Origin of the sequence: Methanosarcina barkeri 3, assembly GCF_000970305.1 — an archaeon.
GTDB lineage: Archaea > Halobacteriota > Methanosarcinia > Methanosarcinales > Methanosarcinaceae > Methanosarcina > Methanosarcina barkeri_A.
Window position 1 is genome coordinate 4,136,564 of record NZ_CP009517.1, and the last position, 25,209, is coordinate 4,161,772.

Below are 25,209 nucleotides of genomic sequence, written 5' to 3' on the forward strand. Positions count from 1 at the left end.
CAATATGCAGTGCGAAATATGTGGTGCAGAGATCCGCGGAAAGCCTATATGCATTACAATTGATAACAGCGAGCTCCAGGTCTGCCAAAAATGCGCTCCTTACGGTAAACCCGTTGATAAGCGAACTCCCGTGTCAAGAAAAGTCTCTCCGGTGGTTCGGACGGTAACACGAACCGAAAATAGGCCAAAAAAGGACTTTTTCGATATTTTGAAAGATGAACTTCTGGATAACTATGATCAGATTATCCGGGATGCCAGAGAAGCAAAAGGTTGGTCTCAGGAAGACCTGGCTGAAAATATCAAAGAAAAAGTATCTCTGATCAAAAAGATAGAACGTAACGAAATCGTGCCAGAGGATTCCGTCAGAAAGAAACTCGAACACGCTCTTAATGTCAAACTTACGGAACGTGTCGAGGGATCAGAACAGGAAGTTTCTCACATGAAGAAAGATATGACCCTCGGAGATATAGTGAAAATAAAAAGAAAGTAAATTCTAAAGAAGATAAAGAAAAGAGAGTAAATTCTAAAGAAGATAAAGAAAAAAGAGTAAATTCCAAAAAAGATAAAGAAAAAAAGTAAATTTCAAAGAAGATAAAGAAAAAAGTAAATTCAAAAGAAGATAAAGAAAAGAGAGTAAATTCCAAAGGAAATAAAGAGAAGTAGATCTCAAAGTAGAATAAGACAAAGTAAATTTTAACTGAGGCTCTGTTCAGGCAGTAGCGCCTGGTTTTTGGCAGCGTTCTCCTTCCAGAAACAACAGAGGGTTTAATTCGAAGGCGTTTTTTGAATCTCCTTCACCCTCTACATTTACGTGCTTTTTATGGTTTAAAATATTTTTGCTTTAAACCTTCTTGTATTAAGTTCTTTTTTAAAATTTGTTTAGTCGTTATTCCATAAATACGTGTTATCTTTCCTGTTCTGTCTTCATAAATACGTGTTGTCTTCTTATTCTGTCTCTTTTTTGTCTGATTTCTCTTTCCTGAAAGGCTTTAAAGCTCAATTTCAATCTCATATACTTTTTCAGGGTTTTCTTTGTGAATGACCCAGAAAGGCTCTTCCCCATACATTTCCATCAGCTTTATGGTTCTTCTGGGAATTGTTTTCGGGCCAAGTACCGCACCTGGTCTGTCAGGATCATCAATATAGTCCGTTTCCATCATGAACCGGGTACCTTCTTCAAGCGCATGTTCTATTGCTCCTTTGACCGAGATCACCCCCGGAAAAAGCCCAAGTTCCTCACAGGTTTTTACCAGAGGCGGAGAATAGTGTTTGACAACTTTGTACATTTTAATTCCTGTTTTTCTTGCTCTCTCTGCTATGTCCTGAAGCTCAGGTTCCCCCACACTTTCAGTATGAAGCTGGACCGCAAAGTCCTGTTCTTTACCCAGAGAAAAAGCATATTCCATAATCTCATTCGAAGCTGCCCAGACTTCTGCAGACACCGGATAGTGAGGGCGCCCTGACTTTATCCCAACGGCAAGCCCCTTTTCAACGTATCCAGAGGCAAATTCGAGCCCTTTCTTCATGATTTCTGTAGCTTTCTGCAGTTCCATATACTCTGTAAGCCTTGAGATTTCTGCAGGATGGACCCCCAGTACGGGAAAAGCTCCAACTCCAAGCTCCCTGATTTTTGATGCTATTTCTATTGTTTCGTCAAAAACTTTAAGATAATCTTCAGGTTCTTTGACCGTTATTCCAAACGACCAGCTGGGTTTGGTGACAAGAATTATATGAGTTCCTCCGGAGTTCTTGAAATCTTTTACTGCTTCAAGTCCTCTGGCTCTAGAGTCGATATGCATGTGATTATCGGTAATAGGTATTTTTGCAGGCATTTTCATTCCTCAAAGGTATGAAGTTCCGGACAAGTTTGAAACGGCGTTTTCTTAAAATTTTGATTAGATTTCTTGAAATGTTCGCATGTGTCTACGTATGGAATATAATTTCACTTTTGTATAGGATACAATTTCACTTTTGTATAGGATACAATTTCACTTTTGTATAGGATACAATTTCACTTTAGATATTGCTCGGCATATTATTAATTACCCAAAACTTGAAATATATAGCCTTACGTTGAGTACGCTGGAAGATCTAATTATTCTTACTGAATTTGAAAAGTTCCCCTTTTTTAGCTTTTCAGTCGCTACGGTTCTTTAAATAGGAACCCTGTAGATCTGGTGATAATTATGAGTAAAACCGCAGCAGTAATCAAAGGTGATGGGGTAGGCCCCGAGCTTGTAGACGCAATGCTTAAAGTTACAGAAGCCGCTGGCACAGACGTCGAATTTATTATGTGTGAGGCAGGAGCCAGCTGGTGGGAAAAGAATGGAGGCAATTCCCTTATTCCGAACGAAACATGGGAAATCCTTGACAGTTCAGATGCCTGTTTTAAAGGACCGACAACCACACCAGGAGGAATAGGCTCTCCAAGAAGTGTGGCTGTATCTATAAGGAGTAAGTATAATCTTTATGCAAATGTCAGACCAATCAAGACCTTCCCCAACTCAAGTGCTCCTCTTGGAGACGTGGAAATGGTTTGTGTGCGCGAGGGTACAGAGGGCCTTTATATTGGAGAGGAAATCCAGCTTACAGATGACGTTTCAATTGCAATTCGTAAAATTACACGTACTGCATCCAAAAAGATAGCCAGCTATGCTTTCGAGGAAGCAAAGAGAAGAGGCTATGATGCTGTTGTGCCTATCCATAAGAGCAATATTCTTAAGTTGACCTGTGGCTCTTTCTTAGAAGAAGTAGAAAAAGTTGGGCAGAATTATCCGGATATCGAAATCTGGCCCTATCACATAGACAACATTGCCCAGCAACTGATAAAGAACCCGCAGATATTCAATAAAAAGGTCCTTCTTTCTACAAACCTCTTTATGGACGTAATCAGTGAGGAATGCTCGGCCCTTGTAGGTAGTATTGGGTTGATTTACTCTGCCAATATAGGAGACTCTTTCGCAATGTTTGAACCCGCTCACGGTTCCGCTCCAAAGTATGCAGGCCAGGATAAGGTTAACCCTGTGGCAACCGTACTTGCAGGAGCATGGATGCTTGATTACCTTGGCGAAAAGGAAAAGTCCGAAGCAATATTTAAGGCTACAAACCGTGTAATTTCCGAAGGTAAGTATGTAACTTACGATCTCGGAGGTAGTGCAAAACTCAGTCAGATGGCTGGTGAGATTGCGAAATATACGGCAGAAATTCTCAAATAAAAAGGTACTGAAGGAAATTCCTTCTTTTACTCCTTCAGTTTTTCTTCCTCTGAATTAGCTATCTTTACTTTATTTTTCAATTTTCCCCGACCTGAACGTCCTGGACTGCAGATAGGCTGGTAAAGGAAATATCTTTCGACGTAAGCAAGAAGTTCTTCATCCGATATAGATGAAACCCTTTCTTCATTATCATAGAGTTTTTGGATTTCATTCTGAATTTTCAGAAGTCTGCGGTCATCTTTTTCCACAATGGTTTCAATATCAAGAAGGTCGTTTAAGGTCTCCTGAACCTTATAACGAATAACTTCCAGACCTGAAGAATCTCCTATAAGCAGGAGTCTCTTTCCTCCTACTAATTCTGGAGGGTAGGGTTCATAATTAAAAGGGTTTTTAAGAACGCCTGCGGCATGTATTCCGGATTCATGGGCAAAAATATTTTTCCCGACAACAGCCTTGTTTCTCGGAACTCTAAGCCCAAGTTCCTTTTCCATGAATGCAGCAAAACGGGTAACCGGTTCAAGGTTGTACTTACTAAAACCTTCTATTCTATCTTCCAGGAAAAGCAAGATTTTTTCCATTTCACTATTTCCTGCACGTTCTCCTATACCCAGGAAAGTTACGCTTGTCCAGTTGGCTCCATGCCAGAAGCCTGCAATGGAACTTGCTGACCCGAATCCATAGTCATCATGAATATGGGTCTCTATATTCTTTACCCCAATCTCTTTTTTGAGATGTTGCACGATTTTCGGAATTCCATAAGGCTCATCAATACTGACGAAAGGCATCCCGTAACCGACAGTATCGCAGACCCGAATAATACAATTGGGATCAATCTCCATAATTTTTTCAACTAAAGGGAAAACAAAGCCATAATTATCTGCTCTTGTCATATCTTCAAGGTGAGCACGTGTTCGAAGTCCGTGATCCACTGCATACTGAAGAGCATCCAGATACTTCTCTTCGGCTTCTGCCCTGCCTGAGAGCTTCATTTTAGAAAAAATATGCGTATCCGATACGGACATAAGAATCCCGGTTTCTTTAATTCCGTCAACCTCAAGAATTTTATCTATATCAGCTCTTGAAGCTCTTGCCCAACCTGTAATTTCGGGAAACTCATACCCTATGTCAAACATTAGATCTACAGCATCTCTATCCCTCTTATTGAATACGAAGGCCTCGAGTTTTTCAATTCCTATCTCGTGGAGATACTCATATATTTGGAGCTTCTGTTCTCTGCTCAGGACGATTCCCGGCATCTGAGAACCATCACGAATAGTACTGTCACTTATGTACACATCGTTTCCATAAGGCAGCTTTAATTTGGGCAGATCTTCATATGATTCGTAAATTTTCATCACTTTTCCTCCTTTCTTTCAGGCGACAGGGCTCTGCAAAGAGAGAGCAGGCTTTCACTGCAAGGGTTTCCTGTGAAAAAGACATATTTCCGGTATACAGATCAGAAAATTAGTTGTGTTTAACCTAAGAACTCTAACTTCTTGTTTGAAAAACATTCTTTAAGGGAACACCTGTTGCTGTTCTCCGAAACAATACCTTACATTATATTTTGAGGTTCTTGTCTTACGTTATATGCCGATGTTTAAATTATAATATGTCGTTATAGTTAAAATCTCTTTCTTTCAAAACACCCAATGTATTTTTCTGTTTCAATTCATATATTTATTACGCTCATAGTACTGTGTTACGCTTTTACCTTATAAAGAGGACAGGAGACATTGCTTCTCTTTTCTTCAGCAAATTCTCTGATATTTCTTGAGAAAAGTCTATTTAAAATTAATATATGAATTAGTCTAAAGTTTTCTTGCAGAAGTTTTACCTTCCTATTAAGCAGTTCATGAAAGTTTACTTTCCTATCTTGCCCTCCTTGTCGATAATAAGGTATATCTACAGCAAATTATATTTATATTCGGGCTGATTAAAAAATAGGATTTAACTAGAAACTTGATATAATTAGAAACTTGATATAATTAGAAACTTGATATAATTAGAAACTTGATGTAATTAGAAACTTGATATAATTAGAAACTTGATACAATTAAAAATTTAATTAAATGTTTGTATAAGTGTAACTATCTCTGAATAACGCGTATTTTCCAGCCCTAATTAATAAGCATATTACTAAATAAATTAAAGATTACATCGGAATATATTTATTTACATTTTATATATTTACTTTACTTTATCCCGAGGTAAACATGTTCGAAATAGTAAGTGTTAGCGGCGGTCCGACAAAACCTGAAATCATTGCTGTGTCCCTTTCCAAACTCGGGCTGCGGGACGGTGATAGGTTTGCAGATGTAGGCTGCGGTACGGGATCGGTATCGATTGAAGCCGCAAAGCTTGCCCGAAACCTCACTATCTATGCAATAGATGCCCGAAACGAGGCTCTGAAAGCCACCGAAATAAATTTTAAAAATTTCAATATTGAAAATGCCAGGATTTTAGCTGGAGAGGCCTCGGATCTGCTAAACTCGGAAAGTTTTACAGATTTCATAGACTGCGCCTTTGTCGGTGGAACAAAAAATATTGATTCCGTACTTGAGATCCTTGTTAAGAAAAAAGCTAGAAGTATTGTGGTAAATGCTGTCCGAATAGAAACGGTTGTCAAGACAATTGAGACAATGAAAAAACTTGGAATTTTTGATGAAGTGGTTCATATTTCGGTTTCGAGAAGTGCACCAATTGCAGGAGAAACAATGTTCAAACCTGAAAACCCAGTATACATAGTTGTCGGAAAAAAGCAAAACTGAAAATCGTCTTATAATTTAAATCTTCTTTACGTTTATTTTTATAATTTATGGAGTGATAGCATGTTAATTGGAGTAGGACTTGGTCCTGGAGACCCTGAACTTCTGACCCTTAAAGCAGTGGATGTTTTGAAAAACAGTGATAAAGTATATGTGCCAGGTCGCCTGGCAAAAGATCTTGTGGCTCCTTATGCAGATGCTGAAATCCTTGAGTTTCCCATGATAAGAGATATTGAAGTTCTCAATTCCCTCTGGAAGGAAAATGCTGACAGGGTGGCAGAAGAGGCAAGAAAAGGCACTGTAGCTTTCGGGCTTATAGGTGACCCAAACTTTTTCTCTACGTTTTCCCATCTCAAAAAAGTAATGCGTAAGCATTATCCTGATGTTGAGCTTGCAACCATACCCGGTATAAGTTCGATTACCTCCTTTGCTGCCAGGACCGATGTTGCAGTTGAGAGTTCTTTTGAGGTCAGCGACGGTTCTGATGTGGGATATATGATTCATCTAAAGGCTACGCAACCGAAGTCCATAGTTAAACAGCTTGAGACCGAAGGATATACTGAGTTTATCTTTGCAGAAAGACTTTTTTCGGACAACGAACTCATAATCCGGAAGAAAGAAGAAATTCCGGAAAAGGGGAACTACTTCAGTATCATTTACGGAAAGAAGTGAAAGTGACCTTATAATATTCACGAATTCGATATATAATTTGAAAAAAACACGAAAGCAAAGGGATGGTCAGATGGAAAGAAAAGTATATTTTGTGGGAGCAGGCCCAGGGAACCCAAAACTAATTACAGTACTCGGGCGTGAGATGCTTGAAAAAGCCGACCTTGTAATGTATGCAGGCTCTCTGGTAAACCCTGAGGTTCTTAACTACACACAGGGAGAAACAATAGACAGCTATGGGTTGACTCTCGAAGAGACCACTAAAATAATTGCGGACGCGGTAGATGCAGGAAAATTCGTTGTCCGCCTCCACAGTGGAGATCCGTCTCTTTATGGTTCTGTCATAGAGCAGATGGAAGAACTTAGAAAACACAATATAGAAGTCGAAAGAGTTGCGGGAGTATCCTCGATTTTTGCAAGTGCTGCCGCTCTAGGCACACAGTTGACTCTTAACGGCGTTTCGGACACTCTAATTATTACCCGACCTGCCGGAAAAACCCTGGAAAAAGACCTTATCCCCGAGCTTTCTGCCTACAATACTACTATGGCAATTTTCCTTGGCACACAAAAAATAAGGGAAATTATGGAAAAGGTCAGATGCCCGAAGGATACGCCGGTCGCAGTTGTGTTTCACGCATCCTGGGAAGATGAAGAAATCATCACCGGAACTGTGGAAGATATTGCAGACAAGGTAAAAGATGCAGGGATTACACGTTCAGCAATGATAATTATCGGTGGGGTTGTTGACCCTAAAAATTACAGGAGGTCCTATCTATACGGAGTAGCCCAGGAACCGTTGTAATCACTTTTGAAAGAAATAAGGAAATTGCGGCAAGGATAGCAGAACACCTGAACGCAGACCTGCTTCTTTATGAAAAGGGCATATTTGAAAAGGCTTTTAAAAGCTATGGAGCAGTAATTGCGGTTTTTGCCACAGGCATTGTGGTAAGGGATATTGCTCCGCTTCTCGATAATAAGTGGTCTGACCCTGCCGTGGTTGTAGTTGATTCAAACCTGAATTTTGCAATCCCCCTGCTGGGAGGGCATCATGGCGCAAATGAAATTGCCCGCAAACTTTCTGAACTAGGAGCAATTCCCGTGCTTACAACGGCGACCGAGGTTCACGGCAAACCTTCAGTAGAGGGTATTGCTGATAGGTTAGGCTGCGAAGTCTTCAATAAAGAATCTACTGTAGCTGTAAATTGTGCCCTCCTTGATAAGGAAATCGAAGTTCTTGAGGTTAAAGGACCAAAAATTGTTGTTGTAGATGAAGATGTATCCGTACTGATAAGAAAACGTACTGAGAACGCTGAAGTCAAAGGCAACAATAAAAAACAGTAATTGAGAAGAGTAAATTAAACGATTTGAACTATGCGAATTAACCTTGTCAGTAATTCTTTAAGAATCAGAGACGATAATGGATGATCATAGGAATCGGAACTCGCAGGGGTATTACGAAAGAAGAGGTTATTGAAGCCATAAAACAGGCTCTCGATGAATCCGGTCTGAGCCTGGAAGAAATTACGGCTTTAGCTTCTGCGAAACTTAAGGAAAACGAACAAGGGCTTCTGGAAGCGGGAAAAATACTCGGTATTCCGGTAGATTTTTTGCCGGATGAGACGTTAAACAGCTACAATCCTCCTTCAGCCTCCAAGGCTTCCCGTTTTGGACTAAAAGGAGTTGCAGAACCTGCAGCTCTGGCCCTTTCTGAAGAAAAACAATTGATTTGCAGGAAGAAAATCTATGGAAGAGTCACAATCGCAATCGCAAGATAAGGCAACCAGAGGAAAACTTTACATCGTAGGGATCGGTCCAGGATCTGTAGAACAGATGACGATCAGAGCTAGAGATATAATCCTTAATGCCGACTATGTACTCGGAAACAGTACTTACCTGGACCAGATAGCAAGCCTCCTTGGAACCCAGGAAGTAATCCGCAGCTATATGGGTAAAGAAGTAGACAGGGCGAGAAAAGCGGTAGAGCTTGCAAGAGTTGCAAATGTTGCAATGGTAAGCGGCGGTGATACCAACGTATACGGCATGGCAGGCATCGTACTTGAGGTTGCTGAACATCAAGGACTTGAGGTAGATATAGAGATTCTTCCGGGAGTCACAGCAATTTTAGCCGGGGCAAGTATATTGGGTGCACCTGTTGTAACAGATTTTGCAGTTATCAGCCTCAGTGACCTCCTGACTCCCTGGAATGTGATTGAAAAACGGCTTAATCTTGCTGCAGAAGCCGATTTTGTAATGGCTCTCTATAACCCGAAAAGCCGCAAGAGACAATCCAACTTTTCAAGAGCTATAGAAATTATCCGCCAGTACAAGGCCGATTCCGTGCCTGTGGGACTTGTGAAAAATGCTCTGAGGGGAGATGGTGAAGACAGAGCAGTAACCACTCTTGGAAAAGTTATGGAGTACGAAGATTGGGTAGACATGAGCACTACGATTCTCATTGGAAACGGAGATTCCAGAATCTGGAGCTCTCAAAAGAAGGATTTCATAATCACCCCCAGGGGGTATCACAAAAAGTATGACTACTGAAGAGAGTAATAACGAACAGGTCGGGAACCTCGACAATCTGGAAGAACTTACCGAACTTACAGTTGATGTGGATACTGAACTTGTAAGCATTTGTAAAGACTCAGGGGCAAGAACCGAAGAAGCAAAAGCCATCTATATGAAAAGCCGGACAATGATCCAGGAACTCATTGGCAACAAAACTCCTGAAGACCGCTTCCGCCAGCGCTGTGTTATTGCTACCGGAGATCTTTCTGTAGCAGATATCATGCGTTTCATGCATGACCCCATTCCTGCAGGTGTGGAAGCTATTAAAAAAGGCGCCCCGATTTTCGTAGATATCAATATGGTAAAAGCCGGAGTTACAAAGGCAGGGCATAAATCCGAAATTATTTGCGTGCTTGATGAAGACCCGAATGCTGAAATTGCTAACAGATACGGAATTACGCGCACATCAGCAGGCTTCCTCGCTGCCCGGGAGCGACTCAATGGGAGTATTATTGCAATCGGAAATGCACCTTCTGCCCTTATTATGGTCTGCAAACTTATAGAAAAGGGTGTGAGACCAGCCCTTGTTATCGGGCTTCCTGTAGGTTTCGTAAACGCAGCCGAATCTAAGGAAATTGTCAGAAATCTGAAAATACCTGTACCCTCGATTAGCTGTGTCGGGACAAGAGGAGGAACTCCTATGGCGGTTGCATGCGTAAATGAACTTGTTGCAATCGCAAGAGAAAGTGAAGACTCAGAAGAAAGTCAAGGATAATACTTTCTCTTATTTTTCATTTTCACTCTCATCTAACTCTTGTTTTCGATGCTCTTTTCAGTTAACTGCTTTATTTCCCAGCGCTTTTGTTTTCGGATCTCTCACTTGTAAGCAAAATAAGATAGTGTCATCTACTTGTGTTCCTATGTTGAATAGAACTACAAAAAAGTAAGTAGTATATCTAAAGTTGATAAAAGGGAAGAGGGATAGTGCAATTATATTAATGGTGCAATCCAGATAAATCTCTTATCCAGATGCAAATTAACTATTTTAGCTTCTGTTGATCCAGAAATTCTCAATACAACTGAATTAAGTTATCTCAGGAAGTACATGGTTAAAAAGGATAAGTTTGACCTGTAGATTTCATTTTAAGAATTCTAGTATAGTCCTTTTAAAATGAGTAGAGGTGAAAAAATGGTAACGGAAAATGTTTGGTCCCATTTTGGGATGTGGTGGGTCGTCGGCCTGTGGATCATCATTTACGGGGTGTTCCTGCTATTTGTACCGTTTTATAAAAAGAGCCAGATAAAGCCTGCGGGAGTATATACAGCATTTATTGTTGCATTTGCACTTGAGATGTTCGGTGTGCCTTTCAGCATGTTTGCGATAGGATGGCTCTTCGGCGTTACGCTTCCAGAAGGTGTTTTATGGGGTCATACACTTGTGCAGTATATCGGCTTTTGGGGAATGTACCTAGGAATCCTCATATCCCTGACCGGAGCTGCACTGGTAGTGTCAGGCTGGAATCAGATTCATAAGAACTACTGGAGTAAGGAGGAAGGAAAAGGAAAACTTGTTACAACTGGTATCTACAGGTATATTCGCCATCCTCAATACACTGGCTTTTTCATGATAACCCTGGGAATGATGTTGGAATGGGCTACTCTGCCTCTTATAATCCTTTATTCGTTGCTTCTTGTCCTTTATTATAAGCTTGCCAAAAAAGAAGAACTGGACATAGAGAAAGAGTTCGGTAGTGAATATCTTGAATATAAAAAGAAAACAAAAATGTTTATCCCTTACATCATCTAAGCCCGAATTTATCCCCTACATCATCTAAGTCCAAATTTATCCCTTACATCATCTGAGTTCGAATGAAAAATCTACAATTTTAAGGGGCATGGGCTGGAATATGCCAGCATCTATCCCCAGTCTTAGAATCAAATTCTCAAATGATGTATTCTCAAATGGTATACACTCGAATAGAACTTCTCCCTCAAAACTTGAGGTTTTAGGAGAGAAAGTTTAGAGGGTGGTGATTTACATGAACCACTGATAATGGTTTTGGTAGATCATCCAGAGCCCGACAAGTACCAATACTATTCCCACTACTTTTTTGAAAACTGCATCCCACTTTGAAATAAGCCGGATCTTAGAGGCGGAAAAGTGGGCTGAGTAGGCAAGCAGAAGCATTGGAACCGCAAACCCAAGCGAATAGATTAAAAGAGTAAACGCTCCAGTAGCAGTGTTTCCCTCTACAGCTACCATGGTCAGTATAGAGCCTAAAATTGGTCCGACGCAAGGGATCCAAAGAACACCTAGGGAAAGACCAAGCAAGAGGCCTGAAAAAGTTCCTTCATCATTCATTTTTCCAAGAAGGGGAAATTTTGAAAATGAATTGAATAGGCTTATATCAAAGAGTAGAGCAAAGCCAAGTATGAGAATCAAGACTTCTGCTAGAATCTTAAGTTGATCCGTATACGCATAAAACACTGACCCAAAGGCAGAGGTTGCCACTCCCATTATAGTGAAGGATATTGAGACTCCAAGCACTATTGCTAGAGGCCTCAATTTGTTTTTTCCTGCAGATGTTGCCAGGACAGCAGGCAGAAGAGGAAGGATGCAAGGGGACAGGACACTGGCAATTCCTGCTCCAAATGCAACCACAGGGGAAATAACTTCAGAATACATAGTTCCAATTTCTTTTTTAGGGTTTGTTTACTATAGTGTTTTTCCCCGGAACTCCGGGTTTACCATAAGCTTGAACTTCGAAATTAATCAGTTCAGAAAATAATTCTGATCAGTAATTATATTTTTATTATTATATACTTTTCCCTTCTTGGAGAAGGGCAAGATTTATACGATCCTCATAAACCTTTTTTTCCATTTGTCCTTGAATTCTAGCCTGGAATCTATCCTTAGTGACTGTTCCATTCTCTTGCATATACACATAATCCCCGTCTTCAATACCCACGATCAAAGAAGTGTCAGGGACATATCCGATTTCAAAGTAAGCTTCAAGATCAGGGCTCTCAGTTATATCTATAGACGTAATAGTAGCTTTCCCACTGTATTCTGTTGCCAGTTCCTTAAGCATGGGTCTCATAGCCTGGCATGGACCGCAGTGTTTGGATCCTATTTTCACAAGAACCGGTCCCTGCTTGAGGGATGTATTTATCTGTTCAAGAGAAGTCACTGTAAGAACACTACTTCCTTCCTGAGTTTCCTGAGAAGTTTTGTTCTGTCCGGATTTGTTTGTTTCGGCAATGTCATTACTCCCCTGAACTGCCTGGGTTTCCTGAGAGACTGTTTCAGACCCGTTTGTTTTGACAATGTCATTACTCTCCTGAACTGCCTGTGCATCTGTGGAATTGTTTTTCTGGCTTTCATCAGTACAGCCCGCGGCAAAGATTACAGCTGCAAGCATTATCAATAATATAATTAATTTCTTCATGTTCTCAACGTTAATTTTTTATTTTATAGTATTTTACATATTATATAGCAATTATGTTATATGGTAATAATTTTCTCTTTCCAAAGATAACCTTATTTTAAAATAGCCTTAATTTCTACTGGTTGTGAAATTAGAATTATGAAATAGAATTATCGACAAACTTCAAATAACTAATTCTAAGGAAAAGAAAATATATACCTAGTTTAAGAGACTTTTGGTTTACTGGAGAAATATAAAAAATTCAAAATTATATATTAAAAGTAAATATAGGAAATAACATTAAACTTGTAAAGGGTAGAAGAGATATTTAAAAAGTCTAATTATAATTACCGAATGAACCGATTGAACAAAAGTTAGCGGATTAAAGAGAGAGGATTCCTCCAAAAAATGTCAGGTTTAACGTTTGGTTTGGTAAAGAAAGGTTAGCCGGTTGATAGGCTAACCGGTTGTAAGAGGTTACATAACCAGAAAACGTACCAATATTTCCTTTTTATTTTGCCTTATCCTCTCCCAGAGTTTGTTCTACTGCAGTTATAATAGCTTCAAAGTTCTTCTGCCATTCCGTACTGTGCTCAAGCAGCCCCTGGACAATAGTGCCTTTATCTTCCATTTCTGCAACCTTTGGCTCAATAGGAAGTCTGGCAAGAATAGGAATATTGAAGTCTTCTGAAGCTTTTTCCACGCCTCCGGTTCCGAACACCTCTATCGGCTTGCCGCAGTGGGGACAAATAAGCCCGTGCATATTGTCAACAAGCCCTATGATAGGCACGTTAAGCTTTTCAGAGAATCTGATTGATTTTCGAACACTGATAAGGGCTACGTCCTGAGGAGTTGTAACAAGAACCGAACCGTCGCAGTTGGGGATAAGCTGGGCCACACTCAAAGGTTCGTCTCCTGTGCCAGGAGGCAAATCTATAATCAGGAAATCGAGTGCTCCCCAACTAACGTCTTCCAGGAATTGTTTAATTGCTCCCATTTTGGCAGGTCCCCTCCAGATAATAGGAGAATCCTTGTCTCCGAGCAGAAAACCGACAGACATCATAGAAAGGTTGGGAAGTACCGAGATTGGAATAATCCCTTCTTCATTAACCTCGGGTCTTTGAGACTCTAACCCAAAAAGTGTAGGAATTGTCGGGCCGTGAATATCGCAGTCCAGAAGCCCAACTTTGTGTCCTCGCAGGGCAAGCCCGGCAGCCAAATTTGCTGCAACTGTACTTTTCCCTACTCCTCCCTTCCCACTCATAACCATGATCTTACGCTTAATGCGTCTGAGGTTGACTACTATTTTAGGCTCTTCTGGCTTTTCTGACAAGCTCTCAAGTGGTTGAACCTTATCTGTCATTTTTATCGCCTGTATAAATTCCGTATTATTCCCAATTTTCGGATTTCTCTTTTATGTTGTCAGCATCTTCACTATTGTCAGTGCTATCAGCGCTGATATAGTTACCGCCCTTTATCTCTATTGCTTTTCCTGTGCTAAGGGCGAGAGCAATTTTCATTCTAGCAGCTTTTAGATCTTCCCAGAAAGCTCTCCTTGAGATTCCTACTCTAATGGCTGCATCTTCCTGCCTCAGACCTTCAACATCTACAAGTCTCAGGGCCTCAAGCTCTTCTACCGTGATAGATACAACCTCAAGGTCCGCCAGCGGGACTCCTCTAGGCTTGAAATATGTAATGTCAGGCGTTTGCTCAACACGCCTTGGACACTTTGGTCGTCCTCTGCATTTTTTCATAGGTTACTTATGCACATTGCGGAATAAATATATAACAATTTCTACTCTTCAACAGAAAAATATATATATTTATGTACAAATGAGTAAAATTATAGTTATGGGTAAAATTACCGTTATGGATAAAATCACAGTTGCCTGCTACAAGATTAGAGGAAGTAGTTATAAAATTGCACACCTAAAGGAAGCGATAAAACCCTTAACATGCTTAATTCCTGAGGAGTCAGGGACTTTGTAGGCGTTAAGGGAGTCTGGAAAACTTAACTTCTTTTAGTGTAGATCCTTAAAGGAAAGACAACAGAAAATTTCTGCGAAGACCATATAGATAAGAGTATGAACCTTATCATTAGGAAGAATGTCTTATTATAGTTTTAGTATTATTTTTTCTTTTTTGACTTTTTTTATCTAACTCGATTTTTTACTGAGATCCAGATATCTATTTCGATACCCCTCGTAGAAATATTTATACCTTCACAGCTTATCTGTGGTTATAATTCCCCATCTATGTTAAAAATCCCCGGGAGAAAAAAGTGTGCAGTGCGCGTTATGTCGGATTAAGGAATGCGTGAAAGGTAAAAATTGTTCAGTCATTAGATATGGGCTTGAATATACAGGCGACAATCTTAAATCAATTCAGATTTCTGCCTGGCTTGAATCCGATGGCATGAAAAGGACGAAACTTGAAGAGATAGCTATTTATGCAAAAAGGCTTGGGTATACAAAAATAGGAATTGCTTTTTGTATTGAATATGAACGAGAAGCAAAGCTAGTTTATGAGATTCTTTCAAGATATTTTGAGGTGTTTTCGGTTTGCTGCAAAGTCTGCAGCTTCGAAAAAGCTAGTCTCGGAATTAAAAAATCCGAGGGCCAGGAGTTTGAAGCGGTCTGTAATCCTATCGGTCAGGCGCAGCTACTGAATGATGATCTTACGGATCTCAATATCATGTTGGGGCTTAAAACAGGCTATGATATCCTTTTTGCAAAATACTCCGAAGCTCCTGCAATAACGCTGCCTATTGAAGAGCTACCCCAGTTAGCTGATCCGAAAATTGACGTTATAGAATAAATTCCTGAAGTTAACTTTTGAAACTTATCCTTAATTTTGTGAGTTGAAGTCCTGGAGAAAGATATGCTCAAAAAATCGAACACATCTGGATCGGATTCTGAAACCAGATCTAAATGCCTGAAGATCAGAGCTCATCACCTGTGTTGCATCCAGGGTTTTCAGGGATACGGATACAGCCCGGTTTTCGTGGCTAATATGAGGGCCGTAATTTCAGATATTAAGGCTTTTCCTTCAAGATCTCTGGAACTGGTATCTGAATGTGATGTAATCTGTGCGTCCTGCCCAGGCAAAAGGGAATGCACTGCTCAAGAATCAACTAGTTCTCGCAGAATAAAAAGCATGGATCTTGTTGTTATGGAGAAATTAAAGATAAAAGAAGGAACTGTCATGGAGGCAGATGAAGCCTTCAGTTTAGTTAATTCACAACTGGTCAATCCATCCGACATTAATGACGTCTGCGGGACCTGCAAATGGAGACAGAAGTGTCTCTGGTACATGCAGGATGAAGAATAAAACCATGAAAGAAAAATTATGAAAAAACAATTATGGAAAAAATTATAGAAGAGAAAATAGAAGAGAAGAGAAAATAGAAGAGAAATTATGAAAGAACAAATTGCGATAAATAAAGCATGGAAGATGAAATTATAAATAAAAAATAATTAAATTCAATAAAAAAGAAAATATTCTCTTTCTCATTTGCTTTCTTCAACTTTTAACTGAAATTTTTTCTTGAGTGATTTTTCCTGACTTTTATTTTAAACCTGCACTGATCTCATAGATTTTTGCGAGAAACTCAATATTCTGAACTGCATTCTGTTCTATTCCCAATTCATATGGAGAAAAGCCGAGAGCAAGACCCAGTAGCTGAGAATAGTGAAGGACAGGGATCGAGTAATCCGTTCCGAATTTTTCGTTGACTGCAAGTTGTCCCCTGTCAAATTGCAGGTGGCAGAAAGGACATGCATTAACGATACAATCCACTCCTGCTTGCCGAATACAGGCTAGTTTGTGCTCAAGCATTTCAAGGGACTCGGCAGCATGCCCTGAACGGACTCCTCCTCCGGCTCCACAGCACATCATTTTGTCAGTATAATCTACGCTTTTTGCACCCGTAGCTTCGACAAGTTCATCAAAGAAAACCGGAGCCTCTGTTTCTCCGAGATTTCGGTCCTTTGAAGGCTTGATAAGGTGACATCCGTAGTGAAGTGCCACTTTAAGGTCAAGCTGGGTTGTGATATGATCCTTGAGCTTTTCAGGCCCAAACTCTTTATATAGATATTCGATTATGTGCCTAACTTCGGCAGTGCCTCTGAATTCCATGCCGATTTCTTTAAGGCAATTATTCGTGCATGCCTTTAATTCAGGGTCCTTTTTAAGCTCCAGATTAGCATCTGCCAGTGAGCCGTAGCAACCATTGCAGACTGTAAGTAAGTCCCTGCCCATTTTTTCAGAGAGAACTATGTTCCGGCTGGCAAGGGCAAGCCAGGTTGCTTTATCAAAGGATTTGAAAACTCCTGGTGCAGGACAGCAGGAAGCTCCTGGCAGGTCGGATACGTCTATATCAAGTTTCTGCAGGCAGAGTTTAGTTGCTTTCTCAATGCCGGGATAACGATTGGGTACGATGCATCCAAGGAACAGCGATAGTTTTTCCATGTTCTGCCTCCTTATTTTTCAGCCACCAGCTCGTTAAATTTACATGCTTTAAGAAGGTTCCTTACCTCTTGAAGAGCTTCAGGATACTTCTGGACAGTCACAGGTATGGGATCAAGCCCAAGTTCTTCCCTCTTTTGCTTTGTTTCTTCGTCCAGAGGGACTGCATGTCCGCACTCCATTACCATTTCCGAGATCTTCCTATGTTCCGGAAGCATGAAACCCTTTTTTACTGCAAGTCTCCTTAACTCAAGGAGAGCGTCAGTAATTGGTATATCGCGCGGGCAGCGTTCCTGACAGGTATAACAGGTAGTACAGAGCCAGAGCGCATCATCAGAAAGGACTGATACTCTGTTCTTGCGTGCGTCCCGAAGAATTCTTCTTGTATTAAGCCCGGTATGCCGCCCTGAAGGACAACTCCCTGTGCATGTGCCACACTGCATGCAGGAAAGTAAGTCAAGACCTGCATCCTTTAACACTTTTGATAATTCTTCACTCATACAGGTTCACTGTCTGATTTATTCGGTTCGTCTTTTTTAAAAAAGAAAGATAAGCAAGATAATTAGATAAAGAGAAAATTCCGCAACTGAAATTGGTTTTTAGAACTTTACAATAAACAGGTTTTTCCTGAAAAATTCATTGTAAGTGCTTTCAGATTCTTCACTGATAAGTTCTTTTCTTACAAATTTTTCTCATGTTGAATTCATTTTTACAGATTTATCTCATGATGAATTCATTTCTTGCAGATTTTACTCATTTTAATTATTAACCTCATAATATTTAACATAAGCTAAATTTGTCCGGTTCAATAAAAGGAGTGAAGAATTTAGTTCAAGATTAACAGTCACAGATTTTAGAATTTCTTTTTATTAACCATCCATTAGTGGTTAGTTTTTGCCAGTCATTCGTAATAATTAGTTCTTGCCGGTCATTCATTAATGAATTTTTATCAATCATCTGTTACTGAGTTTGTTTATATATCTGAAGGCACAGGTTCTTGTTTCATATATTCCTAAAACCTGTGCCTTCAGATATATTATTTATACGATTATATAAAATTGAGATTCCGGAAGAATACTTGTCTCTCCAGATTCAATATCTTTCATTTCTGATTTTTTCCTGCATACCTCTCGTGGTTCCAGAAGATATTATCAAGAAAAGTTTATTCCTAGATCTTTTAGTCCGTTGAGTTTTGCAAGGTTGATCAGTAGTGGCGTAAGCGATTCCATAGTGTTTGCCTGCTTAATAGGACCTCCGTCCAGGGGTCTCAGGCATCCCATATTCTCTGTAAGCTTAATGACAAGCTTCTTTGCTTCTGCATCATCACCGCATACCAGTGCATGATGCACAGCCTTGCATTTGGCAATATCTTTCAATTTTCTTGCAGGGATATTGTGAAAAGCTGCAACAACTTTTGTAGAAGCCGGGACATTTTTCTGAATTGCAAGAGCGGCTGAACCTTCTTCTGGAGGTTTATATACAAATAAGTCTCCTTCCTTTACCATCGGGACTACAGGAGTAATAATAATCTTGTTTTCAATAACTTCACGAATCTCATGCAGCAATGGTATAACATGGTCAAAACGAAGAGAAAGAATTATTATTTCGGCTGCCTTCGCAGCTTCAAAATTAGTGTTTCCTGTAATGTTTATTCTTGAAGTATCGAACCCACAATTTTCAAGCTCTGATAAGTCTTGTTTTGCAGCTTCATCGGCAGCTTCCTTGGATCTGGACCCTATAATGATCTCGTTCTTTACACCTTCAGCCATAAGATTTTGAAGGGCCAGCCTGAGCACCATACCTTCTCCTATATTGCCAGTTCCTCCTAAGACAGCTATTTTTAACATTTTAGAACTCAATTTGAAAAAACCTCCAGTTTGCTATAGATTTCATAAAGTATGTTAGAAAGTAGTATACTTTATATCTTTGTTAACTAAATTGCGATCGTTAATGAGATTAGAATAATCGCTAATTTAATTAGAATAATCACTAATTAAATTAGAATAATCACTAATTAAATTAGAACGTTGTGTATGGCAACTCAAACTTTTAAATTATTTTTATTAATCAGGATGTTTCTCCTGGACTATGAAGCTAAACTCTTTTATTAATTTCGCTTTTTTCATTTAGTATTTCTTTTAATTTTTCGATATTTTAGATGGAAATTTAAAAGGTTTTGAAATATGCGTAATTCATTTTGCTTGAATTTTTACTCAAGCAGCAAAATTCCTACACACACTGTTTTCTCAGGTTTGCAAAACTCAAGTATAAGTCCTGCCTTTTCCATTGCCTTCTGAAGGTTTACTCCTACAGCCTCAGGTGCAAAGCGCCTCAATTCAGGCTTTATGCATTCTTTAAGGTTACAGACATCGCACTCGTTGCATGAGCCGGGTCTAAGGAGATGAGCAAAAGTAAAACCTTCCCTGAAAGCTTCATGTTCGAGCTCTAACATTTTATGGAAAGAATCTTTACGAATTTCTCCCCAGGCTTCAAGGATGTCCGATACCAGTGAAGTATCACACTCATCGACAAGTAGAAGTGCACTATTGTATTCTCCTATGATTTTTCTAAACTCCTCCACCGATATAACATTAGGTGGACAGCTCAATCTCTTTCCGTAACCTCTACAGCCATAAGCACATTTCAGAGCAATCCTGTTCTCAATCGGAATGTCATCTGCATCCACAAAGTAAGCCTTGAGCCCGACCTCTGATGCTTTTTTAAAAAGATCTTCAAATTTTCCTAACATGATAACCCCTTTTCAAAAAACTCTTTTTGTTTTTACATTTCATTTCTTTTTACTTTTTATTTCTTTTTAATTTGTTTTCATTCTAGTTATTCTTTTTATTTTGAGAAACGAACTAAGATCTTACTAGCCCTGAAATTAACTGGCCCTAAGGTTAACTGGTCTTAAAGTTACTTTTTACCTTTGAAGAAATCACTGCAAAAGGTATATTTTTAAAAATCACTGAAAAATTATAGTGTTATGAAAAACAAAAATTATTACATATATTTACTATCTATATTTGCTCATAAATTCTTGTCTAAGAAATTCTTGCCTATTTACTATGTAAGTGATATCTCTTAATTGATAACAGATAATTAGTAAAGGAATTTACATGATTAAAAAAGTACCTTTAACCGAACTAAAAAACCGGATGAGAAATTTTAGAAAACGGATGGATATCTCAAATCCTCAATGGGAAATAGCTGTTATTTTCAGTAAAATAAACCTCTATTATTTTACAGGTACGATGCAGGATGGAATGTTAATTATCCCTAAGAACGGAGAAGCAACTTTCTGGGTACGCCGCAGCTACGAAAGAGCCCTGGACGAATCTTTATTTCCTAATATCGAGCCTATGAACAGTTTTCGTGATGCTGCAAAGAGCATAAGTGAGCTTCCGAGCACGGTATACCTTGAAACCGAAGTTATTCCTCTAGCTTTGTACCAGAGGTTCCAAAAGTATTTCCCTTTTAAGAATGTCAAATCTGCGGACTCTCAAATTTGCGCTGTCAGAGCAGTAAAAAGTGAATACGAACTCTCGCTAACAAGAGAAGCTGGCAGGATTCATCAGCATGTACTTGAAGATCTTGTACCTGAAATGCTGCACGAAGGAATGAGTGAAGTAGACCTGTCAACCGAACTATATTCAGTTATGGTTGAAGAAGGACATCATGGATTGTGCCGTTTTGGAATGTTTGATACCGAGATGGTCCTGGGAAATGTCTGCTTCGGTGAAAGCTCGATTTATCCTTCTTACTTTAACGGGCCTGGCGGAATTTACGGGATGAGCCCTGCAGTTCCCCTTATCGGAAGCCGTGACAGAAAACTGAAAAAAGGAGATCTTGTATTCATTGATATCGGATGCGGGGTTGAAGGCTATAACACGGATAAAACTACCACATACATGTTTGGCTCTTCGCTTCCACAATACGCCATAGATGCCCATAATAAATGTGTGGAAATACAGAATGAAGCTGCTTCAATGTTAAAACCAGGTGCTATACCCTCGGAAATCTACACAACCATAATAAATAATCTAGATTCGGAATTCCTGCAGAACTTCATGGGTTTTGGCAACCGTAAAGTTAAATTCATAGGCCATGCGGTTGGATTACTAATCGACGAAACCCCTGTGATTGCTGAAGGATTTGATGAGCCACTCCAGGAAGGAATGGTGTTTGCTCTCGAACCTAAAAAAGGAATTGAAAATATAGGAATGGTAGGAATTGAAAATACTTTCATAGTAACTGCTAAAGGTGGAGAGTGTATTACAGGAAATAATCCGGGATTGATTCAAATATTTTAATTGCGAATCAAGAATCCAGGGAATCAAGCATCTAGAAGGTTCTTTACTAACAGGTGATGATATTTTCAAACGCCTGAAGACGGCATTTTTCCTTTCCGATAAATACTTTCCTTAACCTAGAAACATTTTTCAATCCATAAGTTAGAAAGTGCCACCCACCAGCTTGCCTGGCGGCGCTTGCGGAAGCTTATCCCGAAGAGGCAATAGTCCAACAGTTCGTTGGACAATTACCTAGGGAACTGGCTAAACAAGGCTGATATGTCCATTTTTCTTGATTTGATCGATAACTGTAAAATAAAATTTCATTATTGTGAACTCTACCTACCCTTTACAATATCAAAAAACCTCTCCCCCCATTCAATGGCCTTCGAGTCGGAACTGAATAATCCTGTACTGATATCGTATTCAACGTTTCCTTTTTTGTACAGGCTCAGTGAAAGGCGTTTATTCGTAACAATGAGCCCCACTTTGATATCTTGACCCATGACCATTAATTTGAAATTTTCATAATCTTTCAGTGCTTCTATTTTTTCCAAGTAAGGTGATTGCTTCAACTCTTCTGCAACATGAAGAGAAACTATAAGCTCAACAGGGATTCCTTCTTTCACTCTTTCAGAGATTGAATCAGCATATCCTCCGGTTACTACGGACGATATACCATATATATGATCTGCTTCTTTAATTATTTTTAACTGATTGTTGTAGACATTAAGGACTTTCATACCTTTATCCTTAAGGATTTCAGACTCGTAAAGACATCCGATTTCTTTTAACAGAGGATCGGGAATTCCTTCAAGGTAATGTCTCAACCAGAAATGCTTAAATTTATTAATTGTCCAAAATGTTATAAAAGAGTCAGCTACTCCTAAAGCTACAATTTTTCCTGCTGGCGTCAGGAAATACTCACGTCCTTTCATCTCTATTAGATGATCTGCTTCGAGTTTCCTGAGCTTTGGAATTATAACCTTAGAAGTGCTTCCGGTAATTTCACGCAGCTGAGAAAGCTTTCTGCTGCCTTCATTTAATGACAGAAGTATCTCTGTTAGAAGTCTTGACCTGTATATTGCCTGAATACCATCTCCCATTTCTCTATAAATTCCGAAGCCGTTCATTTCCTGCCGCCACATCTACAGATTTTTTTTCCTCATTTTCTTATTAAATTGTTTTGTCGTAATATATTCTTTTCTTTTGTTGGGGCACGTATATCAGTATCGTTTTGCTAATTTTGTTGTTTAGTAAAGAGAAGAATGTTCAGATTATTTGCTAAAAGTAAGGTCGAATTTCATACGTCAGTTAGAGTTCTGAAACTTCACTATTTTGATGAAAAAGAGAATCAGTTTAATGAATGTTAATCAGACTGATGAATCATTGATCATCGTAATAAATATATAGAAGAGGGTTAAAAGAAATTTTCGAATGTGAAGTTCAAACAAACCTTCCAGAGCAGATTTGAACTTCACATACCCTGAGGCAAGAAAATGATAGCTTTAAGAGTACTTAAGGCTTGCCTTATCCTGCCTCCTGGGTAAAAATACACGAGGTAAAGGCATGAGAACAAGAAATGACTCAGGAATAGGTATGCTAATTTTAGCAATACTGCTGGTTGGTATGGTGTTAATACCAACTGTTAACGCACAGGAAGAAAACAACTATAGTGTAACTGCAGAGGAAGCTTTTAAGCATGCAAATACGCGCATGATAAGGTTTATAGCAACCGATACACAAAAGTTTGAAAGCTGGGAAGGGGCATCTATTGATCCCAAACCACTTGAGCTTTATGATATAAATGGTCAAAAATTATATTATCAATTTTCAGTACATAATAATAAAACAATAGGTAAAATAGACGTCGGTGCCAATAAAACACTGGGGCAGCCAATCCAGGTCATCGAATTTAACCCGATACCCTTTAACATTACTGAAGTTATGGAAAAGTCAATAGAAACTGCTAAAAAAGATTATTCAACTGGAGAAATCGAATCAACTAAGATGGTTGTATATAGCTATCCCAAAATAGGGGCAATGACTGTAGTAAAGGACAAGACTACAGAGAAGAATATAGAATATTTATAGATGCGTACACTCTTGATTTGGTACCAGATGAACCCACAACAGAAACAAAACCTGGAGTTTGCTCAATCTACGAACAGAAGTCGAAGAATGAAATAGACGAAAATTTAAAAGAGTGGAAAAAAAGTGATGAACTTACCAAATTTATAGAAAGCGCAGCAATTAAAAAGGGAGTTAATATTAATACTTCGGTCACTGAGGGAGATATCAAGAAACTTAGTGACGACTTAACAACAGTGGCAACAAGCACAAGTAAGTATCTTGATACTACTTTGTATGGGCAAGAAAATGATCATTACTGTGCTCCAGCATGCGGTCAAATGATTGCTAAATACTATGGAGTAACTCACACCCAAAATTTCATATATCAAAAGATGGGCCCAGGTTATGATATTGGCGGAAACGTTTATAATAAAAATCAGTTAAATTACTATAAACCAACTGCGGGATTAAATAAACCTAATTCAGTCTATGTTACAACCTTTACGTTTAGTAATGCGGTTTCTGAAATTAATAATAATAGACCATTTGTAAGTATAAAAGACAGCCACTCTAGAGTTTGTAGTGGATACTTAAGTTCTTATCCAGATTATTATTTAGCAATTGACGATCCATTGCCTGAAGATTATGGCTATTCTTTCATGGAAGGTTTTGGTTCAGAAGATTACCGTGTATATGTGAGGAGTTAAAACTCCTCATTTTTTAAAAGGTGGTAATTTGAGTAAAATCAGCAAAAGAATTACTGTTTTTAGCGGTGTTCTAGCTCTTATAATACTCTGGGGGTTGTTTACAAGTGCAGCAGTTGACACAAAGGCACCAGCTAATACGAAAATGCCAGTTCAAGAAAAACAAGTAGCTGGCTTTTTTATCGAATTTGAAGAGGGGACTACTGAGCCGGAAGTTAAAGCCATTCTTGAAAAATACAACATGACTATAAACATCATAGATTACAATTTTGATATTACGCCAAGTAGGTACTACATGATATTAGATAGAGATAAAACAATAGAGATAGAGGAATTGGTAGATGATATAAACTTGACTGGCCCTGTAAGAAAAGGAAGTAATTATATATTAACGGTAACGGAACAAGCTATTCAGGATAAAAATTTTCTCGCAATACTGGAAAAAAATAATCTTCCAATGAAAAAATCCGTCTATTGTTATATTGGTTTAGAAGATGAATCTAAGAGTGGTAGCATTCCAGAGAAAGATGCATTCCAAATTGCAAATGAGCTTGAAAGGAATGAAAAGGTGCTGACCGCATCTCCAGATACGAAAGTATATCATTTATTGATTGAATTTGAAGATGGAACCACTGAGCCTGAAGTTAAAGCCATTCTTGAAAAATACAACACAGCTATGAACGCCATAGAATATAATTCTGACCTTCAGCCAGAAAGGTACTACCTAACGGTAGACGCAGATAAAAGAATGGATGTAAGAGATCAATTGAGAAAAGATGAAAATTGGACTGATCCTATATATTTTAACCATGATATCAAAAAAGGAAATAGTTATATAATTACGGTAACTGAACAAGCTATTCAGGATGAAAATTTCCTTGAAATACTGAAAAAAAATAATCTTCAAGTGAAAAACTCTGTCCTCTGTTGTATTACTCTTGGAGATGGATCTAAGAAGTGGATTTGGGAGAGCGATGAAAGAAGAATAGAAAACGAGCTTAAAAAGAATGAGAAGGTATTGACTGTAATATCTTCCGGCAGTACCTAATAAGAGCCTATCCAAAAAATGTTGTGAACTAATGCTTTGA

Annotated in this window: 27 protein-coding genes; 16 read left to right on the forward strand and 11 right to left on the reverse strand. The window is 38.9% G+C overall.

The genetic code is table 11. From position 1 onward, the window contains the following. The first annotated feature begins 4 nt into the window (after positions 1 to 4). Positions 5 to 490, forward strand: coding sequence for a multiprotein bridging factor aMBF1 (locus tag MSBR3_RS16905; RefSeq protein ID WP_048109350.1), 486 nt, complete (start codon positions 5 to 7; stop codon positions 488 to 490). 499 nt (positions 491 to 989) lie between these two features. Here the strand turns inward: MSBR3_RS16905 and MSBR3_RS16910 are convergent, their stop codons facing one another. Continuing rightward, positions 990 to 1,832 (reverse strand): TatD family hydrolase, encoded by an 843-nt coding sequence (locus MSBR3_RS16910; protein ID WP_048109352.1) that lies wholly within the window; start codon positions 1,830 to 1,832, stop codon positions 990 to 992. Positions 1,833 to 2,186: 354 nt separating this feature from the next. Here MSBR3_RS16910 and MSBR3_RS16915 point away from each other — a divergent pair, with 354 nt between their 5' ends. Then, positions 2,187 to 3,215, forward strand: a complete 1,029-nt coding sequence (locus tag MSBR3_RS16915; protein ID WP_048109353.1) for an isocitrate/isopropylmalate dehydrogenase family protein — start codon at positions 2,187 to 2,189, stop codon at positions 3,213 to 3,215. A gap of 26 nt (positions 3,216 to 3,241) precedes the next feature. Here MSBR3_RS16915 and MSBR3_RS16920 read toward each other — a convergent pair whose 3' ends face one another. Continuing rightward, on the reverse strand, positions 3,242 to 4,570 hold the full coding sequence (locus MSBR3_RS16920) for a homocitrate synthase/isopropylmalate synthase family protein (RefSeq protein ID WP_048109354.1): 1,329 nt from the start codon (positions 4,568 to 4,570) through the stop codon (positions 3,242 to 3,244). 858 nt (positions 4,571 to 5,428) lie between these two features. Here MSBR3_RS16920 and cbiT point away from each other — a divergent pair. The 8 genes from cbiT to MSBR3_RS16960 all read left to right on the forward strand — a co-directional run bounded on the left by cbiT (position 5,429) and on the right by MSBR3_RS16960 (position 10,964). Then, positions 5,429 to 5,983 carry a precorrin-6Y C5,15-methyltransferase (decarboxylating) subunit CbiT gene (gene cbiT, locus MSBR3_RS16925; protein ID WP_048109355.1) on the forward strand — a complete coding sequence of 185 codons (555 nt, stop codon included), beginning with the start codon at positions 5,429 to 5,431 and terminating at the stop codon, positions 5,981 to 5,983. A gap of 60 nt (positions 5,984 to 6,043) precedes the next feature. After that, positions 6,044 to 6,652 (forward strand): cobalt-factor II C(20)-methyltransferase, encoded by a 609-nt coding sequence (locus MSBR3_RS16930; protein WP_048109357.1) that lies wholly within the window; start codon positions 6,044 to 6,046, stop codon positions 6,650 to 6,652. Positions 6,653 to 6,722: 70 nt separating this feature from the next. Next, on the forward strand, positions 6,723 to 7,451 hold the full coding sequence (locus tag MSBR3_RS16935; protein WP_048109358.1) for a cobalt-precorrin-4/precorrin-4 C(11)-methyltransferase: 729 nt from the start codon (positions 6,723 to 6,725) through the stop codon (positions 7,449 to 7,451). An 80-nt stretch (positions 7,452 to 7,531) separates the two neighbouring features. After that, positions 7,532 to 7,990, forward strand: a complete 459-nt coding sequence (locus MSBR3_RS16940) for a cobalamin biosynthesis protein CbiG (protein WP_268989157.1) — start codon at positions 7,532 to 7,534, stop codon at positions 7,988 to 7,990. Positions 7,991 to 8,070: 80 nt separating this feature from the next. Beyond that, positions 8,071 to 8,424, forward strand: a complete 354-nt coding sequence (locus tag MSBR3_RS16945) for a cobalamin biosynthesis protein (protein WP_048109361.1) — start codon at positions 8,071 to 8,073, stop codon at positions 8,422 to 8,424. Then, positions 8,393 to 9,193 carry a precorrin-3B C(17)-methyltransferase gene (gene cobJ, locus MSBR3_RS16950; protein WP_048109363.1) on the forward strand — a complete coding sequence of 267 codons (801 nt, stop codon included), beginning with the start codon at positions 8,393 to 8,395 and terminating at the stop codon, positions 9,191 to 9,193. The genes MSBR3_RS16945 and cobJ overlap by 32 nt, the downstream gene beginning before the upstream one ends. After that, positions 9,183 to 9,932 (forward strand): precorrin-8X methylmutase, encoded by a 750-nt coding sequence (locus tag MSBR3_RS16955; RefSeq protein ID WP_048109365.1) that lies wholly within the window; start codon positions 9,183 to 9,185, stop codon positions 9,930 to 9,932. The genes cobJ and MSBR3_RS16955 overlap by 11 nt, the downstream gene beginning before the upstream one ends. Before the next feature lie 414 nt (positions 9,933 to 10,346). Further along, positions 10,347 to 10,964: a methyltransferase family protein gene (locus tag MSBR3_RS16960; RefSeq protein WP_230627568.1), complete on the forward strand. Its 618-nt coding sequence runs from the start codon at positions 10,347 to 10,349 to the stop codon at positions 10,962 to 10,964. 228 nt (positions 10,965 to 11,192) lie between these two features. Here the strand turns inward: MSBR3_RS16960 and MSBR3_RS16965 are convergent, their stop codons facing one another. From MSBR3_RS16965 to MSBR3_RS16980, 4 genes are all read right to left on the reverse strand, one after another. Next, positions 11,193 to 11,843: a cytochrome c biogenesis CcdA family protein gene (locus MSBR3_RS16965; RefSeq protein ID WP_048109367.1), complete on the reverse strand. Its 651-nt coding sequence runs from the start codon at positions 11,841 to 11,843 to the stop codon at positions 11,193 to 11,195. Positions 11,844 to 11,973: 130 nt separating this feature from the next. Next, on the reverse strand, positions 11,974 to 12,606 hold the full coding sequence (locus MSBR3_RS16970) for a thioredoxin family protein (RefSeq protein ID WP_052723458.1): 633 nt from the start codon (positions 12,604 to 12,606) through the stop codon (positions 11,974 to 11,976). Positions 12,607 to 13,096: 490 nt separating this feature from the next. After that, complete coding sequence (locus MSBR3_RS16975) at positions 13,097 to 13,948, reverse strand: Mrp/NBP35 family ATP-binding protein (RefSeq protein ID WP_048109369.1); 852 nt, start codon at positions 13,946 to 13,948, stop codon at positions 13,097 to 13,099. A gap of 25 nt (positions 13,949 to 13,973) precedes the next feature. Continuing rightward, positions 13,974 to 14,339: a DUF134 domain-containing protein gene (locus MSBR3_RS16980; protein ID WP_048109371.1), complete on the reverse strand. Its 366-nt coding sequence runs from the start codon at positions 14,337 to 14,339 to the stop codon at positions 13,974 to 13,976. A 529-nt stretch (positions 14,340 to 14,868) separates the two neighbouring features. On the opposite strand from MSBR3_RS16980, the gene MSBR3_RS16985 reads away from it, so the two are divergent. Next, complete coding sequence (locus MSBR3_RS16985) at positions 14,869 to 15,402, forward strand: DUF1847 domain-containing protein (protein WP_048109372.1); 534 nt, start codon at positions 14,869 to 14,871, stop codon at positions 15,400 to 15,402. Positions 15,403 to 15,465: 63 nt separating this feature from the next. Further along, positions 15,466 to 15,915, forward strand: coding sequence for a DUF1284 domain-containing protein (locus tag MSBR3_RS16990; RefSeq protein WP_048109374.1), 450 nt, complete (start codon positions 15,466 to 15,468; stop codon positions 15,913 to 15,915). 237 nt (positions 15,916 to 16,152) lie between these two features. Here MSBR3_RS16990 and hdrB read toward each other — a convergent pair whose 3' ends face one another. The 4 genes from hdrB to MSBR3_RS17010 all read right to left on the reverse strand — a co-directional run bounded on the left by hdrB (position 16,153) and on the right by MSBR3_RS17010 (position 19,801). Continuing rightward, positions 16,153 to 17,055 carry a CoB--CoM heterodisulfide reductase subunit B gene (hdrB, locus tag MSBR3_RS16995; RefSeq protein WP_048109375.1) on the reverse strand — a complete coding sequence of 301 codons (903 nt, stop codon included), beginning with the start codon at positions 17,053 to 17,055 and terminating at the stop codon, positions 16,153 to 16,155. Positions 17,056 to 17,066: 11 nt separating this feature from the next. After that, a complete protein-coding gene (gene hdrC / locus MSBR3_RS17000; protein ID WP_048109376.1) occupies positions 17,067 to 17,552 on the reverse strand; it encodes a CoB--CoM heterodisulfide reductase subunit C in 486 nt (161 codons plus the stop codon). Positions 17,553 to 18,203: 651 nt separating this feature from the next. After that, entirely contained in the window at positions 18,204 to 18,911 is a 708-nt protein-coding gene (gene npdG, locus MSBR3_RS17005) for an NADPH-dependent F420 reductase (RefSeq protein WP_052723459.1), read from the reverse strand. A gap of 350 nt (positions 18,912 to 19,261) precedes the next feature. After that, the gene (locus tag MSBR3_RS17010; protein WP_048109379.1) at positions 19,262 to 19,801 is read right to left on the reverse strand and encodes a DUF2284 domain-containing protein; all 540 of its coding nucleotides are present in this window, start codon (positions 19,799 to 19,801) and stop codon (positions 19,262 to 19,264) included. A 370-nt stretch (positions 19,802 to 20,171) separates the two neighbouring features. On the opposite strand from MSBR3_RS17010, the gene MSBR3_RS17015 reads away from it, so the two are divergent. Beyond that, on the forward strand, positions 20,172 to 21,365 hold the full coding sequence (locus MSBR3_RS17015; protein ID WP_048109380.1) for a M24 family metallopeptidase: 1,194 nt from the start codon (positions 20,172 to 20,174) through the stop codon (positions 21,363 to 21,365). Positions 21,366 to 21,682: 317 nt separating this feature from the next. On the opposite strand, the gene MSBR3_RS17020 is transcribed toward MSBR3_RS17015, so the two are convergent. Continuing rightward, positions 21,683 to 22,477, reverse strand: a complete 795-nt coding sequence (locus tag MSBR3_RS17020) for a helix-turn-helix transcriptional regulator (RefSeq protein WP_155396852.1) — start codon at positions 22,475 to 22,477, stop codon at positions 21,683 to 21,685. A 436-nt stretch (positions 22,478 to 22,913) separates the two neighbouring features. Here MSBR3_RS17020 and MSBR3_RS21225 point away from each other — a divergent pair, with 436 nt between their 5' ends. Genes MSBR3_RS21225 through MSBR3_RS19085 form a run of 3 tightly spaced genes read left to right on the forward strand, consistent with a single transcriptional unit; the run spans position 22,914 to position 25,169 of the window. Beyond that, the gene (locus tag MSBR3_RS21225) at positions 22,914 to 23,438 is read left to right on the forward strand and encodes a hypothetical protein (protein ID WP_230627572.1); all 525 of its coding nucleotides are present in this window, start codon (positions 22,914 to 22,916) and stop codon (positions 23,436 to 23,438) included. Positions 23,439 to 23,455: 17 nt separating this feature from the next. Then, complete coding sequence (locus tag MSBR3_RS21230; protein WP_230627574.1) at positions 23,456 to 24,124, forward strand: C39 family peptidase; 669 nt, start codon at positions 23,456 to 23,458, stop codon at positions 24,122 to 24,124. Between the two features lie 28 nt (positions 24,125 to 24,152). Continuing rightward, a complete protein-coding gene (locus MSBR3_RS19085; protein ID WP_052723460.1) occupies positions 24,153 to 25,169 on the forward strand; it encodes a UPF0228 family protein in 1,017 nt (338 codons plus the stop codon). Positions 25,170 to 25,209: the final 40 nt, after the last annotated feature.